Source organism: Suttonella ornithocola, assembly GCF_001889065.1.
Classification (GTDB): Bacteria; Pseudomonadota; Gammaproteobacteria; order Cardiobacteriales; family Cardiobacteriaceae; genus Suttonella_A; species Suttonella_A ornithocola.
This window is the reverse complement of the sequence record NZ_LWHB01000244.1, coordinates 1-1,440: the sequence shown is the minus strand read 5'-3', so window position 1 is coordinate 1,440 and position 1,440 is coordinate 1. Positions and strand designations below refer to the sequence as shown.

The window sequence follows — 1,440 nt, the reverse complement described above, 5'->3', positions numbered from 1 at the left end:
TCAAGCCTATGTTTATGGTTTATTGGCATTAACTGACAGGCATAGTGAGACCTTTGCAAAATTCTGTTTTACACTAATTTTTGCTACTAAAGTAAAAGGCTAATAAAAGAGTTACAGAAATTAGATCGCCATTCCAGTAAAGTATATGTGCTTACTTTATTCATCTATCTTAGTACAGTAACTATTCTAGTAGCCTTTCACTATAGTAGGAAATTAACACAATAATTTTAATATATTTTCAGAGTTTTAAAACTTGAAATTTCTCTATTTTATGTTTTTTTGCAAAGGTACTCATAGTACCGATAAAGCCATCATTGCTGGTTTGGCTGGAGAAGGGGTTAAAACCACTAATCCTAATTTCTTACCATTGCTTATTGAAGAAGTCCTAGGAAAAACCATTCCTAAACTTGACCGCCTGTCGATACATTTTGATTTTGAACAAGACTTCTTCTTTCATAGCGAATCTTTAGTGCTATAGCCAACTTCCCAAAAAATGCATACAATGTTAACTCAATATCCAATTTGAAAACAGTGTCCTATCACCAAGTATGGTATGCGTTTTTCGGGAGCCCTGCTATATTGCCCGATAAAGTTGATCATTGTTTGTGTGGGCGGTTGAGTTCCTCCTGTGCGAAAAAAAGTAGCGGCTTTGCGCAAGATCTCATTGCTGCGTTGCAGTTTACGGTTTCACGCTCAAGGATTTTATCCGCTCAAGCGCATCTTGTGCTTGCACACCTCCAGGGGTTGCCAGTGCTGCATGTTTGTTATACCAAGCTCGCAACGTCTCACTACTACAGTCAATTTTAGATGTAATAGCCTTCCGCCCATCTTGACGGGTAATCGTTTTCAACTTCGATCAGTAGACGAACGGCTTTTTCTTTCATTTCCGGGGAGTATCTTTTATTACTCATAGTCTTATTCTCTCGGATTGATGAGTCTCCGATCATCCTAGGGCGGTTTAGTTAACCATGCGGAACCTTGATATCAGCGATACAAGAACAAAGCTTGAAATTTATAGTGATATAGGATTGTTGAAATCTGATGAAGAAATGGGTTTAGCAAAACTCGGTTTAGATGAAGAATAAATAGCTATTTAGTAGTAGTTTGTAAGAATGTTTTTTTCAACAAATAAGCTATAAAAATATTTTTTACTTAGTTTATTTTTTCAGACTACTACTAAGCTCCAAAAAACCAAAAAAAACATTTTTCATGGAAATAAAACCTTATAAAAAACATTTCATTATAAAAAAACTCAAATATTTTAGTTTAAAATAGTTGCAAAGTATTGAGAGGTGGCTATAATGCGCACCTCGCCCAGCGGTACAGACCGAAACGGAACGAAAGCTAGGCGGATCTTTAACAACAAATAAGATAGTTTGTGCGGGTGTTTTGTAGCCCAAGCAGCTTTGAGATTATTGGATGATAAAATTTTGGTCTAAT

General features: G+C 36.0%; 1 protein-coding gene and 1 pseudogene. One reads left to right on the top strand and one right to left on the bottom strand.

What is annotated here, in order from left to right:
• Positions 1–271 precede the first annotated feature (271 nt).
• Positions 272–478, top strand: a complete 207-nt coding sequence (locus A5N85_RS13425; RefSeq protein ID WP_072577618.1) for a serine dehydratase beta chain — start codon at positions 272–274, stop codon at positions 476–478.
• Positions 479–756: 278 nt separating this feature from the next.
• Here A5N85_RS13425 and A5N85_RS17955 read toward each other — a convergent pair.
• Positions 757–911 (bottom strand): annotated as a pseudogene (locus A5N85_RS17955) (IS3 family transposase); the annotation flags it as partial.
• Between the last annotated feature and the right edge of the window lie 529 nt (positions 912–1,440).

Bases quoted from the DNA above. Each gene is read 5' to 3' on its own strand.
- A5N85_RS13425 (WP_072577618.1), top strand. From the start codon at position 272: ATGTTTTTTTGCAAAGGTACTCATAGTACCGATAAAGCCATCATTGCT.